The sequence below is a fragment of the Pseudodesulfovibrio sp. 7M6 genome, assembly GCF_050058625.1.
Classification (GTDB): Bacteria; Desulfobacterota; Desulfovibrionia; order Desulfovibrionales; family Desulfovibrionaceae; genus Pseudodesulfovibrio; species Pseudodesulfovibrio salinus.
The window spans coordinates 3,980,967-3,994,445 of sequence record NZ_CP188816.1; the positions used below are offsets into that span (position 1 = coordinate 3,980,967).

The window sequence follows — 13,479 nt, forward strand, 5'->3', positions numbered from 1 at the left end:
GGAAAAGCGGATTTCGGCGTAATGCAGCTTCGATACGTTAGAAGTAAGGGGTGCTTGCCGGACTGTCAATGTTTCCGGCGCTATTGATTACCCCTGCGGATGGGTGGCCATGGCGCGCAGACGGGCGATGCGTTCCTCCACCGGCGGGTGGGTGGCGAAGAGCGAGACCGCGCCCCGGCCCCGAAACGGGCTGACGATGAAGAGGTTTTCGGTGGCCGGGCTGCCCTGCATGGGAATCTGGTGCGCGGCTGCCTCCAGCTTGCCCAGAGCGCCGGCCAGGGGGAGTGGACTGCCTGCCAGCCGTGCGCCGGTGGCATCGGCCAGATACTCGCGGGAGCGGGATATGGCCATCTGGATCATGGTGGCGGCCACCGGGGCGAGGAAGGCCATAGCCAGGGCGGCCAGCGGGCTGCCGCCCTCGTTGTCGTCCGATCTGCCAAAGCCGAATATGGCGGACCACTGGAGCATGTTGGCAATGAAGACAATGGCTCCGGCCATCACGGCGGCCACGGTCTGGATGAGAATATCGCGATTGACGATGTGCCCCAGCTCATGGCCGAGCACGCCCTTGAGTTCCTGCGGGTCCAGTATGGAGACGATGCCTCGTGTGACCGCGACCACGGCGTTTTCCGGGTTGCGCCCGGTGGCAAAGGCATTGGGCGCGTCCTGGGGAATAAGCACTATGCGCGGTTTGGGAATACCAGCTTTGGCGGCCATTTCCTCCACCACGCGGTGGATGTGGGGGGCATCGCCGGGCGAGAGAGGCTGTGCCTTGTACATGCGCAAGACCAGCTTGTCCGAATACCAGTAGCTGCCCACATTCATGACCATGGCCAGGCCAAAGGCGAGGAAGAGACCGGCGCGGCCGCCGAGAAAGCCGCCCAGGACCATGAGCAGGCCGGTGAGCAGACTGAGAAAAAATACGGTTTTTATCTGACTCGTCATGAAATCGTCCTCCGAACCGAATAGATAGGAATTAGACGGAGGACGTCAAGAAGGAGACGGCAATTGCACTATGGACTATGGGGATCAGTCCACCGGAATGGAGCGGCTGCGCGGTTCTTTCTTTTCCAGGGTCAGGGTCAGCAACCCGTTTTTGAGGGTGGCGGAGATGTCGTCAGGGTTGACGTGCGAGCCGATGTTGAAGGCGCGGGCAAATCGACCGACGGGGCGTTCCACGACATGGTGGCGGAAGACGCCCTCCTGCTTTGCATCCGGTATGCGTCCATAGATGACAAGCTGGTGGCCCTTGAGCTCCACGGTCACGTCGTCCAGTGTCATGCCGGGCAGCTCCACCTGGATGAGGAAGTGATTTTCGGACTCCAGGACGTCGGCCGCAGGCTGCCAGAGGCTGGGATGTCCGTTCAGTCCGTTGGCCGATTCTTCGAAATCAGCGCCCTCCATCCAGGAGACGCGATTGAATTTTCCCATTGCTTTCTCCGTAACGCGGTGAAAAAACGCATTTATAATTTGCCCCAGGATACGATTCCATATAACAATATGGGCAATAGCTCAACAAGATCAAGTTACGGGGTAGATCATGAAAGTATGTGAAACCGTCGAAGTCCCGGGGGATGCCACCATTTCCACAGTGGGCGAAGCCAAGATTGCCAATCCCATCCGGTTTGGCCGGTTCGTCGAGGAAGGCGAGGATGTGCTGATCCACATCTCCCGCAAGCGGGTGGAAAAGGGGCGCCGGAAAAAGGAACCGAAGCAGGTTTTCTTTGAGGCCGCCGGGCCGAGGTCGAAGATCTACTTCGACCCGAGCAAGACCAAGTGCGCCGTGGTCACCTGCGGCGGGCTGTGCCCGGGATTGAACGACGTGATCCGGGCCGTGGTCATGACCTGCTTTCACGAATACCGGGTGCCCTCGGTACTCGGCATCCGTTACGGGCTGGCCGGGTTCGTTCCCGAGCAGGGGTATGACGTTGTGGAGATGACGCCGGACTATGTGAGCCGCATCCACGAATTCGGCGGCACGGTGCTGGGGTCCTCGCGCGGGCCGCAGGACCCGGAGGTCATCGTCGACGCCCTGGAGCGGATGAACGTTTCCATCCTGTTCATGATCGGCGGCGACGGCACCATGCGCGCCGCCAGCAAGGTGGTGAAGGAAATAGCGCGGCGCAAGCTCTCCATCTCGGTCATCGGCCTGCCCAAGACCATCGACAACGACATCAATTTCGCCTCCCCCTCCTTCGGGTTCGATACCTCCGTGGAAACCGCGACCGTGGCCATTCGGGGCGCGCATGTGGAGGCAACGGGCGCGCCGTGGGGCATCGGGATGGTCAAGGTCATGGGCCGCTCCGCCGGTTTCATCGCCGCGCAGTCCGCCCTGTCCTGCCAGGAGGTCAACTTCGTGCTCATTCCCGAGGTTTCCTTCGACCTCTATGGGGAGAACGGGTTCCTGGCCCACCTGGAGCATCGCATGGAGCGGCGGGGCAACGCCGTCATCGTGGTGGCCGAGGGCGCGGGGCAGGACCTGCTCCAGGATACCGGCGACACGGACGCTTCCGGCAATACGCGGTTGAGCGACATCGCGGCCCTGCTCAAGCGGGAAATCCTCGCCCATTTCAAGGCCAAGGGCATCGAACCGACCCTCAAGTACATTGACCCGAGCTATATCATCCGTTCGGTCCCGGCCAACGCCAACGACCGGATTTATTGTTCGTTCCTCGGCATCTATGCCGTGCACGCGGGAATGTCCGGCAGGACCGGCATGGTCGTTTCCCGCTGGAATGGGCGATATGTGCATATTCCAATGGAACTGGTGACCAAGGGCAAAAAGCGGATCGATCCGTGCTCCAATTACTGGCGGGCCGTGCTTGAATCCACCGGCCAGCCGCCCATGATGAAAAATGATGAATAAACTATTTCATAATAATTATTATTCTTGAAATTTCCGCAGGAGAGGAGTAGCTTGGCCGAACTACTGGTCATTCAAGGATTGTTTAAGGTTATCCAAGTCATATCCACAAGGGGGTTTGTATGGATGTGCTCATGCTTTCGCGGCTGCAATTCGCAGCGGCCACGATGTTCCATTTCATCTTTGTTCCGTTGACGCTCGGGTTGTCCGTGCTCATCGCCTGGATGGAAACGCGGTTTGTTCAAACCGGTGATGAAACGTATCGGAAAATGGCGAAGTTCTGGGGGAAGATTTTCCTGGTTAACTTCGCGGTCGGCGTTGTGACCGGCATTACGCTGGAATTTCAGTTCGGTACCAACTGGTCGCGGTATTCGGCCTTTGTCGGCGATATCTTCGGTTCGCTTCTGGCCATCGAGGCAACCGCCGCCTTCTTCCTGGAATCCACCTTCATCGGTGTCTGGCATTTCGGGTGGGAGAAGCTCTCGCCCAAGGCCCACGCCATTACGGCCTGGCTGGTGGCCGGTGCTTCCAACCTGTCCGCGCTCTGGATTCTCATCGCCAACGGCTTCATGCAGGATCCCACCGGCTATGTCATGCGCAACGGCAGGGCCGAGCTGGCGGATTTCGGTGCGGTTGTGTTCAACAAGTTTGCCTGGCTGGAGTTCTTCCACATCGTGCCGGGTGCGCTCTGCCTGGGCGCCTTCCTGATCATGGGTATTTCCGCATGGCACCTGCTGCGCAAGTCCCATGTGGACTTCTTCAAGAAGTCGTTCACGATGGCTGCCTCCTTCGCGCTGATTTTTTCCATTGTCACCGCGGTTGAGGGTCACCTGCACGGCAATCACATGTCCCTGGTCCAGCCCGCCAAGCTGGCGGCCATGGAATCCCACTGGGATACCGGCACCAACGTGCCCATCTACCTGCTGTCCGTGCCCGGCAAGGATGGCAACATCATCGAGGCGCTGCCGATTCCCGGCGCGCTGAGCTTCCTGGCCTACAATGATGTTAACGCAGAGGTGAAGGGCCTGCACGACTTCCCCGAAGCCGACCGCCCGCCCGTGACTCTTACATTCCTTTCCTTCCGCCTCATGGTCGGCATCGGCACCCTTATGCCGCTGCTCGCCCTGTTCGGCTGGGTGATGCGCAACAAGCTTGAAAAGTTCCCCCTCTACCTCAAGGTGATGATGTATGCCATTCCGCTGCCCTACATCGCCATGCAGGCAGGCTGGGTCCTGGCCGAGGTAGGCCGCCAGCCATGGATCGTCTACGGGCTGATGCGTACCTCCGACGCTGTCTCTCCGGTTGCCACCGGCGCTGTCGGGTTCACCCTGGTGCTCATGTGTGTGCTGTACGCCCTGCTGGGCGCGGCGGGCATCTGGCTGATGATTCGTCTGGCCAAGAAGGGCCCCGAAGATCACAGCCCCATCGAAGTCTAACTGCGTGAGCGAATTGAAAGGAGAATATCTATGACAACGTTGATGGAAACCGGTTCGCTTCACTTCTATCTGGCGACGATCTGGTTCGTACTGTGGGGCGTGTTGTGGGCCGTCTACTTCATGTTGGACGGTTTTGACCTGGGAGCTGGCTCCCTCATGCCCCTGCTGGCCAAAAGCGAGGATGACCGTCGGGCCATCCTCAATGCCACCGGTCCCTTCTGGGACGGCAACGAAGTCTGGCTCATCGCGGCGGGCGGCGTCACGTTTGCCGCCTTCCCCTATGCCTATGCCCAGATGTTCAGCGGCCTGTATCTGGCCCTGATGCTGCTGCTTTTCGCGCTTATCGTGCGCGGCGTGTCCTTCGAGTTCCGCTCCAAGGTGGACAGCGCAACCTGGCGCAAGGTCTGGGACTGGTGCCACATCCTCGGTTCCTTCCTGCCCGCCCTGCTGCTGGGTGTGGCCTTCGGCAACATCTTCCAGGGCATCCCGCTTGACGAGACCGGGTTCAGCCAGGCCGGACTCTTCGGTCTGCTCAATCCTTACGGTCTGGCAGGCGGCGTCCTGTTCGTGGTCATCTTCCTGATGCACGGCGCGCTGTGGCTGACCATCCGGACCACGGGCGACCTCAAGGAACGGGCCGAGTCCGCTGCTCGCGTGATCTGGCCCATCCAGGTTGTGGTCACGGTGCTCTTCCTTGCCTACACCGCCCTGTCCACCCAGCTGTTCAGCAACTACTTCCTGTACCCGGTGCTGTTTGTCATCCTGCTGCTGCCCGTGGGTGGCCTGATCCTGATGCGCACCTATCTGGGTGCCGGAAGATACTGGATGGCCTGGGCCGCTTCCTGCGTGTACATCGTGGGTACGGCATTGTTCGGCGTGGTTGGCATTTTCCCGGCTATCATTCCGTCCAACCCGAATCCCGGCCACAGCCTGACCATCATGAACTCCGCCTCCAGCGCGCTGACCCTTGAGATCATGCTCGTGGTGGCCGTGATCTTCGTGCCCCTGGTCATCGGCTACCAGTCCTGGGTGTACAAGAAGTTCGCCACTCCCATGGAAGAGGGCGACATCCACTACTAAGCCGAACCTTCGGCAACAACTGCATTGCAGGCGTCCGGTCCCAAAGGCCGGACGCCTTTTTTATTCAATGTTCCCGGCCTAAAGGGTGGAGAAAATCGGACAATTCTTTGACAAGGAGCAGGATCTGGAACAAGGTGCCTATATCGACAACCGCCATACGGAGTGCTCATGAAAACCATCAAGTCCATGCCCGCCCGGCTGCCGTTTCCAGCTGTCCCCGCCGTTTTTACTCATGGTTCACCGGTCCTGCCCGGGAGAGGATAGTCGACCATGCTGCTGCTCAAGTACCTCAAATCCCATTTTTTCATGTCGGTAGTCGTGTACGGTGTGGCCGCTGCCATTCTGGCTGGCGCCCTCTGGTTCGCCTATCAATACGTGGAGCCTGCGCCGCCATCCACCGTGACCATAGCCGCGGGCGGGCGCAACGGTGCGTATTACAAGTACGCCACCCAATATGCGGAGTTTTTCGCCAAGCAGGGCATTACCCTCAAAATTCTTGAGACCAAGGGGGCCATGGACAATCTGGCGCGCATGGCCGCGCCGGACTCCGAGGTGGATGTGGCCTTCATGCAGGGCGGCATTGCGACTCCTGCGCAATATCCCCAATTGCGCAGCCTGGGCTCCCTGTATTACGAGCCGCTGTGGATCTTTTACCGGCGGGGCCTCAAGGTGGCCAATCTGAACGAGCTGCACAAGCTGCGGGTGGCCATCGGCCCGGAGGGGAGCGGCACCAACCAGATCATCCGCCGCCTGCTGGATGAAAACGGCGTGACCGATGAAAACGCCAGATTCGTGGAGGAAGACACCTCCAAGTCTGTGCCGGACCTGATCCACGGCAGGCTGGACGTCCTTTTTGTGGTGGCGGGCATCGATTCCCGCGTTATCGAGACCCTGAGCCGCGAGGGAACGCGGGTTCGGATGCTCTCCCTGGGACGGGCCGAAGCCTATGCGCGGTCCCATCATTTTCTGAAGCGGCTGGTGCTGCCCCAGGGGGCGATCAATCTGGCCGAGGACCTGCCGCGCGAAAACGTCTACATGCTCGCGCCCACGGCCAATCTGGTGGTTCGCGAGGGGCTGCATCCGGCCCTGGAATACCTTTTTCTGCTGGCTGCGAGGGAAATCCACCGCCAGGGTGATGTCTTTGCCCTGCCTGGCGAGTTTCCCAGTGCCGAGGGGCTGCTCTTTCCGCTGACCGGCGAGGCCGAGAACTTCTACAAGAAAGGGCCGCCGCTGCTCATGCGCTGGCTGCCCTATACCCTGGCCGTGAACCTGGAACGGCTCAAAGTCCTGCTCATTCCGCTGCTGACCCTGCTTTTCCCGCTTTTCAAGATCACGCCGCCCGCCTTCCGCTGGCAGATTCGACGCCGCATCTTCAAGTGGTACAAGCGGCTCAAGAAGCTGGACCTTGCCGCCTATGAAGCCAAAACTTCCGAAGAGGCCGAGGATTTGTTGGTCCAGTTGGAAGAGATGGACAAGCTGGTGCTGGAGACCTCGGTGCCCCTGTCTTATGTGGATGCCATTTACTCGTTGCGTATTCACATCAACTACATCCGCTCCCGCATGAAGGAGAAGCTGGCGGCGTTCAAGTAGGAGGAACGAGGCCGTCAAATTGTTTCCGAAAGCCCTTTGCCTGTTCTCTTGCGTTTTCGAAAAAACTGTTTACAGTTTTAGTAACCACCAATATGGTTTGGTCCCTTCTTCACGATTTTAATGAAGGGGAGTTAGCGATGACCAAGAGAATTAAGCGGATTATCAGTGGGACTGGGAGGTTGATGGATTTTGCCTCCTCTTACAACAAGATTATTGTAGTAAGCCATATGAATTTAAGGCGTCGGATGACGGATGGTGAAGCCTTGAATCGTGATATGGCTTGTCTGAGGGACGACATGCGTGAAGTCGAAGTAAGTGGGGTTTTACTACCTGATGACAACAAACAAAAAAGATGTATTACCCGGCCCTGATAGGTGCCCGGAATCCAGCGTTTTTGAAGCGGAACATCTTTCCCCTGAGGAAATAAAAAGAAACCCAGAAATCGTGGCCAAAATTATGGCCTCGTTTTCTTCAGGGCCAATTCCTTCTGCGGAACAACTGAAAGAATACGATAAGGTCGTACCTGGATCGGCCCAAACAATAATCGCTGCCTGGACGGGGCAGACTGCCCATCGACAAGAGTTGGAGAAGAAGCAGTTGGCAGCGGATGTAGAATTTTTGCGGAGTGCTGCTGGGGATAGTCGGTTGGGTTTATGGCTTGGGACCGTGATGGGCCTTGCCGCTTTGACTGCTGGAGTCCTTTTTGCTGTCTTAGGGCATCCTGTGGGCGGAGCTACAATTATTACGACGACATTGGTCGGTTTGGTTGGTTCGTTTATATACGGCTCTCGGAATATGAATAATTTTGTTCCTCGGGAGGAACAGGCTGAGTCCGAGGAAACGGAAGAGTCTTAGTTGATTTTTTTTAAATAAAAGGCCAGCGCCCTTGTTAAGAGGGCGCTGGCCTTTTATTTTATGCTCACAGGTATAATTCCCGGTTACAGCAGGCGTCTTGCGATCTCCGCCGCCGCCTTGCGACCCGCGCCCATGGCCGAGATGACCGTGGCCGCGCCGGTGACGATGTCGCCGCCCGCAAACACGTGGGGGATGGAGGTCTCGCCGGTGTCGGGATCAGCCTCGATGTAGCCCCACTTGTTCAGGCTCAGTTCCGGCGTGGCTTCGAGCAGGATCGGGTTGGGCCGGGTGCCCACGGCGATGATCGCCATGTCGCACTTGAGCTGTTCGGTTTCGCCATCGATGCAGACCGGGGCGCAGCGGCCGGAGTCGTCCGGGTCGCCAAGCTCCATTTTCTGCACGGTCATGGCCTTGAGCCGTCCCTGGTTGTCTCCGTGGAAGTGGACCGGGCCGCACAGGCAGCTCAGTTGCACGCCTTCCTCCACGGCATGGGCGATTTCTTCCTTGCGGGCGGGCATCTCCTCCTCGGTGCGGCGGTAGACGATGGTCACGGTCTTGGAGCCCATGCGCAGCGCCGTGCGTGCCGCGTCCATGGCCACGTTGCCCGCGCCGAGAACGACCACGTGCCTGCTGCGGAAAGCCGGGGTATCGTGGTGGGGGAAATCGTAGGCGCGTCCCAGGTTCACGCGGGTCAGGTACTCGTTGGCGGAAAAGACACCCACCAGGTTTTCGCCCGGTATGCCCAGGAAGCGGGGAAGACCCGCGCCCACGCCCACAAACACGGCGTTGTAGCCCTGATCGAAAAGGTCCTGGATGGTTATGGTCCTGCCGCCCACCCAGTTGGTGTGGAAGGTCACGCCAAGCTGCTTCAGCCCGTCGATCTCCCTGCCCACCACGGATTTGGGCAGCCGGAATTCCGGGATGCCGTAGATGAGCACACCGCCCGCCTCGTGCAGGGCTTCGTACACATCCACCTTGATGCCGCGTCCGGCCAGATACCCGGCTACGGTCAGGGACGACGGCCCGGAGCCGATGCACGCCACCTTGAGGTCCCCGCGCTCCAGTGCGCAGGTGTCCAGGTCGGTGACGTCCTCACACGCGGACTCGGCCATGTACGTGTCGGCCACATACCGTTCCAACCGGCCGATGGCCACGGGCTCGTGTTTCTTGCCCAGGATGCACATGCCTTCGCACTGCGTTTCCTGCGGGCAGACCCGGCCGCATACCGCAGGCAGGGAATTGGTCTTGCGGATGATGTCGTAGGCCCCTTGCAGGTCGTCTTCCACCAGGGCGCCGATGAATCCCTTGATGTCGATGTTTACCGGGCAACCCTGCTGGCACAGGGGTTTCTTGCACTGTAGACACCGTTCGGCCTCGATAAGGGCCTGTTCTCTGGAATAGCCGAGCGCCACTTCACTGAAATTATGGGCACGCTCCAGCGGGTCCTGATGGGGCATGGGCGTGCGGCGGCGTACTTTTTTGCTCTTGTTATCGGCCATGACACTGACACTCCTGCGTGAACATTTCCATGGATTCGTCTTCCTGCTCCTTGAACTGCCACAGCCTTGTCTTGAGCTCGGCGAAGTCCACCTTGTGGCCGTCGAACTCCGGGCCGTCCACGCAGGCAAAGAGCGTCTTGCCGCCAACCGTGCAGCGGCAGGCGCCGCACATGCCGATGCCGTCCACCATGATCGAGTTGAGCGAAACAGTCGTCTTGACCTGGAAGGGCAGGGTGACCTTGCACACGGCTTCCATCATGGGAACCGGCCCCACGGCCACGACTTCGGCAATCTCGTCCTCGGTTTCCAGGATGTCTTGCAGGACCTCGGTGACGAATCCCTTGTGCCCCACGCTGCCGTCATCGGTGGCGATGCGCAGCTCCGGGCAGAAGGAGGAAAGTTCGCTGCAGAACAGCAGGAGATTCTTGGACCGCGCGCCCACGATGGCGATGACGCGGTTGCCCGCCTCCACGTGCCCCTTGGCAATGTGGTGCATGGCCGCAATGCCGGTGCCGCCGCCCACGCAGACCACTGTTCCCGATTTCTCGATGTGCGTGGCCTTGCCCAGCGGGCCGCAGACGTCCATGAACTCCCCGCCTTCCTGCAAGGTGTTCATCTCCGCCGTGGTCTTTCCGACGACCAGATAGACGATGGTAATGGTGCCCGCTTCCTTGTCGCAGTCTGCGATGGTCAGAGGAATGCGCTCCCCCGACTCGGAAACGCGTAACATGACGAAGTTGCCAGGTTTGGCCTTTTTGGCGATCTGGGGCGCGTCGATGACCATCATCGTGGTTTGCCCCGGAATCAGCTCCTGTTTTTTTACAATCGTATAACCCATCAGATTCCTCCATCGCCCGGGCGGTGGACGACCGACCCGGACGACCTCGCTGTAAAAAGTTCGGACGCTCTCTCCCTCTTAGGTAACCGCAATCTCTTGGTGACAGGGTTTACCGTAGTAGCCCTTATCCCAAGGTCTTGTCAAAAGGGTGAAAAACGGATACATTGTATTTTGGACTGATTGACCGTTTTTGCCAATTCCCATGGACGGGAAGCGGAAAACCACGGGTCCCTCTGGAATGAGCGAGACGTAACGTCTCAGGGACGGCCGGGCTGCACGATGCGCCTTGGCCTTTTTTTATGCAAAAAAAGGCCGGTGACACCCTGTAGGGAGGTCGCGTGAGAGTCAACGCTTACGCATCCGAGCAATATCGCCGTACCCAGTCGCTCGCCAAGAGTACCGGGGTCGCTGCCCGCACCAAGCCTCAGGCCAGTGTGACGACGACCTCGTTCGGCTTTCGCCTGGGCAACTTCGGGCTTGATTTCGAGTCCGAACGGACCGTGCTCGATCCCTCCCTCTCCCGTACCGAACGCGAACAGAAATATCAGGCCAACGCCTTCCGGGCCGAGCAGCAGGTCAGTTCCCTGCGCGCCCAGGTCGGCAGCTCCGGTGCCAGTTATCGGAACCTCTCCGGCTCCACCGACTCCGGTTCCCCCGCATCCGCACACCGGGTCCGTTCCGCGCTCTCCGCATATGCCGCCTCCGCCATGGAGGAATCCCCGCTGCCGGGGTCCATGCTTGCCAGCGTCGTATAAGCGTGCCCTTGGGGCAGGCTCTTACCAGCTCTTGGTACCACCTTTCGACATTTAAAAAACATTTGAGCACTTCGCCCCAGGTCCTCTCCACTCCTTTCCGAGTGGCGATGGTCTGGCCGTGGGCGATGAAGGTGTCGCCGTTCCCCTCTCCCCGGGACGGAAATGAAAGGATGATGGAGGCATGTTGTAACGGGCAACCTATTGACTGAAAATCGAATATTTGATAATGCGGGAAAACCTGAGAGGTAAAAACGACACTGTCCCCGATCCGAAAGGGGACAAGGGAGAAACAAATGAAAATTGTTCAGACTCTACTGATTGTCATCGCCGTCTTTGCCTTTGCCGGTGCCGCCCAGGCTCAGGAGGATCCGTATTCCGGGACCTATTCCTGCTCGGGCCCGTCAAAACCGTGCGGCGATTGCGATGTCGCTCCCCCCAGCGGGGTCGTTATTAGCAAGGTAAGTGGCAATACCTATCAGTTCTGCCCGCAGTATGACAGCAACGCCCGCGGAACCCAGGGCAGCAACGGCTGCGTTACCATGGAGATCAATAACGGAGAGGGCCATTGGAGCGGAACCAATCCGGGAGAGGGTGTGACCTTCTCCGGGGAAGTCAATCTCAAATTCGACGGCTCACAGCTCACCGCTGAAGAAATCGGCACGTTTTCGGGAATGTGCGAATGTGAGACCACGCTGACGGGCATCTGCACCAAGTAGCCTCGGCAACAAACGTGTCTGATAACGCCAAAGCCGTTTCCGCCATTGCGGAAACGGCTTTTTTTTTGAATTCATCCAATTAGAGCGTACGATGGGGCATGGACATTCATGATTATGAGCCCGAGGTACGTCATGTCCCGGTCGCTGTTAGCTTGCTGTATCAACGTCTTGGCTCGACGATCCGCATGTCGATCAAGCCAACGGACACGGTCTGGACTCAACGCTCAGCAAAATCCTGTCGAATGACATTTCCGAAGCGACAGCACAGATAGCGAATCCGGTCGTCCTTGGGCTGTTCTTTCACAGTGATGTTGTCTGCGATAAAATTCTGCCGGACGCAGTAGTAGCCACACAGGCCGAATGCGTGGTCGATTGGGATTTTTTTTCCCTGCGTTTTCGCCCGTTGCGCCTTGGTGTGCTTTGACAAACGGGTGTGATTGGACTAACCAGTCTCGTTTGCCGTAGCGCATTTGCATATAATTAAGGAAACGGAACGCACCATGGCGAAGATTCAGAAGATAAAGGGTTTCGCGGACCTGTTCCCGGAAGAGGCCGCCCAGTATACGCGTATGGAGACGATTGCCCGCGAGGTGTTCGGTCTGTACGGATTTGGTGAATTGCGTGTGCCGGTCTTGGAAAAGACCGAGTTGTTCGCCAAGTCCATCGGCGAGGACACGGACGTGGTGGGCAAGGAAATGTTCACCTTCCCGGACCGCAAAGGACGTTCGCTGACCATGCGGCCCGAGGCCACGGCGGGCGTTGTTCGCGCGTTCATCGATTCGGGCGTGCATCAGCCCGGCAAGGTCTCCAAGTTTTTCACCTTCGGCCCCATGTTTCGGTATGAGCGGCCGCAGAAGGGCAGGCAGCGCCAGTTTCATCAGATAGACGCCGAGATATTCGGCGCGGACGAGGCCCAGTCGGACGGCGAGCTGATCCTGATGCTGCGCACGTTCCTGAACCGGCTCGGGCTGACCAAGCTGACCATCGAGCTGAATTCGTTGGGCTGCAACGAGTGTCGGCCGGGATACCGGCAGGCGCTGATCGACTACTACAAGTCCAAAGACAAGGATAATTTCTGCGAGGACTGCCGCCGTCGTATGGAGACCAACCCGCTGCGCGTGCTGGACTGCAAGGTCCCGACGTGCAAGGAGTTGGTGAAGGATGCGCCGGTCATCACCGATCACCTCTGCCCGGAGTGCGAGCAGCACTTTGCGGACGTGAAGGCGATTCTGGACGGTGCGGGCGCGGAATACGTGCTCAACCCCCGGCTGGTGCGCGGACTGGACTACTACGTGCGCACCTGTTTCGAGGTGTCGAGCACGGACATTGGCGCGCAGACGGCGGTTGCCGGTGGCGGGCGGTACGACGGTCTGGTCAAGAACCTGGGCGGTCCCGCCTGTGCGGGCACGGGCTTTGCCTGCGGCATGGAGCGGCTGGCCCTGCTGCTGGGCGAGGCGGAAATCGCCAAGCCGGATTTCTATCTGGCCGTGGTGGACGACAGCGCGGCCAACGAGGCCATGCTCTTTGCCCAGAAGCTGCGCGAAAAGGGGCTGACCGGCGACGTATCCTACGGTTCCGGGTCCATGAAGTCCCGCATGCGCGCGGCCAACAAGGCCGGGGCCAAGGTCTGCCTGATCCTGGGCGGCCAGGAGATGGCCGACGGCACGGTGACCGTCAAGTACATGGATGAAGAGCGCGACCAGGAGACCCTGGACCGCTCCCTGTACCTGGCAAGCATGTAATTTATCGCGGTCCGGCCGGATGCCGGGGCGCGTGGATTTTTACCGGGGCGGCAGGGCGGTTCCCTGCCGGTTCCGACCATAAAAAGAGTGAGATTGGAGCTACCG

12 protein-coding genes are annotated in these 13,479 nt (G+C 59.2%); 8 read left to right on the top strand and 4 right to left on the bottom strand.

The genetic code is table 11. The annotated features are described in order from the left end of the window. Nucleotides 1-87 precede the first annotated feature (87 nt). Nucleotides 88-945, bottom strand: a complete 858-nt coding sequence (locus ACI0FG_RS18385; RefSeq protein ID WP_419786468.1) for a zinc metalloprotease HtpX — start codon at nt 943-945, stop codon at nt 88-90. Nucleotides 946-1,029: 84 nt separating this feature from the next. Continuing rightward, the gene (locus ACI0FG_RS18390) at nt 1,030-1,431 is read right to left on the bottom strand and encodes an Hsp20/alpha crystallin family protein (RefSeq protein WP_419786469.1); all 402 of its coding nucleotides are present in this window, start codon (nt 1,429-1,431) and stop codon (nt 1,030-1,032) included. A gap of 109 nt (nt 1,432-1,540) precedes the next feature. Between ACI0FG_RS18390 and ACI0FG_RS18395 the strand changes: the two genes are divergently transcribed. The 5 genes from ACI0FG_RS18395 to ACI0FG_RS18415 all read left to right on the top strand — a co-directional run bounded on the left by ACI0FG_RS18395 (nt 1,541) and on the right by ACI0FG_RS18415 (nt 7,824). Continuing rightward, nucleotides 1,541-2,866: an ATP-dependent 6-phosphofructokinase gene (locus tag ACI0FG_RS18395; protein ID WP_419786470.1), complete on the top strand. Its 1,326-nt coding sequence runs from the start codon at nt 1,541-1,543 to the stop codon at nt 2,864-2,866. A gap of 119 nt (nt 2,867-2,985) precedes the next feature. Then, a complete protein-coding gene (locus tag ACI0FG_RS18400; RefSeq protein ID WP_419786471.1) occupies nt 2,986-4,299 on the top strand; it encodes a cytochrome ubiquinol oxidase subunit I in 1,314 nt (437 codons plus the stop codon). Between the two features lie 30 nt (nt 4,300-4,329). Continuing rightward, nucleotides 4,330-5,379 (top strand): cytochrome d ubiquinol oxidase subunit II, encoded by a 1,050-nt coding sequence (gene cydB, locus ACI0FG_RS18405; protein ID WP_419786472.1) that lies wholly within the window; start codon nt 4,330-4,332, stop codon nt 5,377-5,379. A 270-nt stretch (nt 5,380-5,649) separates the two neighbouring features. After that, complete coding sequence (locus ACI0FG_RS18410) at nt 5,650-6,969, top strand: TAXI family TRAP transporter solute-binding subunit (RefSeq protein WP_419786473.1); 1,320 nt, start codon at nt 5,650-5,652, stop codon at nt 6,967-6,969. Between the two features lie 333 nt (nt 6,970-7,302). Further along, a complete protein-coding gene (locus ACI0FG_RS18415) occupies nt 7,303-7,824 on the top strand; it encodes a DUF2335 domain-containing protein (protein ID WP_419786474.1) in 522 nt (173 codons plus the stop codon). An 83-nt stretch (nt 7,825-7,907) separates the two neighbouring features. Here the strand turns inward: ACI0FG_RS18415 and gltA are convergent, their stop codons facing one another. Both gltA and ACI0FG_RS18425 read right to left on the bottom strand, forming a co-directional pair. Beyond that, nucleotides 7,908-9,323: an NADPH-dependent glutamate synthase gene (gltA, locus tag ACI0FG_RS18420; protein ID WP_419786475.1), complete on the bottom strand. Its 1,416-nt coding sequence runs from the start codon at nt 9,321-9,323 to the stop codon at nt 7,908-7,910. Continuing rightward, nucleotides 9,313-10,161 (bottom strand): sulfide/dihydroorotate dehydrogenase-like FAD/NAD-binding protein, encoded by an 849-nt coding sequence (locus tag ACI0FG_RS18425; RefSeq protein WP_419786476.1) that lies wholly within the window; start codon nt 10,159-10,161, stop codon nt 9,313-9,315. The genes gltA and ACI0FG_RS18425 overlap by 11 nt, the downstream gene beginning before the upstream one ends. A gap of 338 nt (nt 10,162-10,499) precedes the next feature. On the opposite strand from ACI0FG_RS18425, the gene ACI0FG_RS18430 reads away from it, so the two are divergent. From ACI0FG_RS18430 to hisS, 3 genes are all read left to right on the top strand, one after another. Beyond that, nucleotides 10,500-10,916, top strand: coding sequence for a hypothetical protein (locus ACI0FG_RS18430; RefSeq protein WP_419786477.1), 417 nt, complete (start codon nt 10,500-10,502; stop codon nt 10,914-10,916). A gap of 293 nt (nt 10,917-11,209) precedes the next feature. Further along, entirely contained in the window at nt 11,210-11,632 is a 423-nt protein-coding gene (locus tag ACI0FG_RS18435; protein WP_419786478.1) for a hypothetical protein, read from the top strand. A gap of 500 nt (nt 11,633-12,132) precedes the next feature. Continuing rightward, on the top strand, nt 12,133-13,374 hold the full coding sequence (hisS, locus tag ACI0FG_RS18440) for a histidine--tRNA ligase (protein ID WP_419786479.1): 1,242 nt from the start codon (nt 12,133-12,135) through the stop codon (nt 13,372-13,374). Nucleotides 13,375-13,479 lie beyond the last annotated feature (105 nt).